Here is a 309-nt window from a genome sequence, read left to right as displayed (position 1 = left end):
TTAGGATCTAGTGTCTTGCGACGTGGGGGTTCAAGTCCCTCCACCCGCACCAAAGAAACCATTACATTAGATGTTTCATCAGCTCAATTATATAAATTGAGCGGTCGTGGCGGAATGGCAGACGCGCTAGGTTGAGGGCCTAGTGGGGGTTAACCCCGTGGAGGTTCAAGTCCTCTCGGCCGCACCATAAAGCTACAAAAAATAAAAAATAAAAAACAAAAAAGTTGTTGCATTCCAAGTGTTTACTTGATATAATAGTTCTTGTCGATTCAAAAAATGCGCCCGTAGCTCAATTGGATAGAGCGTCTG

General features: G+C 44.3%; 1 tRNA gene. It reads left to right on the top strand.

Annotated features, from left to right (window positions below):
• Positions 1-100: 100 nt before the first annotated feature.
• Positions 101-187: transfer RNA gene (locus N784_RS15840), tRNA-Leu, on the top strand.
• Positions 188-309: the final 122 nt, after the last annotated feature.

Origin of the sequence: Pontibacillus litoralis JSM 072002 (assembly GCF_000775615.1) — a bacterium.
In the GTDB taxonomy this organism is placed as follows: Bacteria; Bacillota; Bacilli; order Bacillales; family BH030062; genus Pontibacillus; species Pontibacillus litoralis.
The sequence above is the reverse complement of the archived record's forward strand: the minus strand, read 5'-3'. Positions and strand labels throughout refer to the sequence as shown.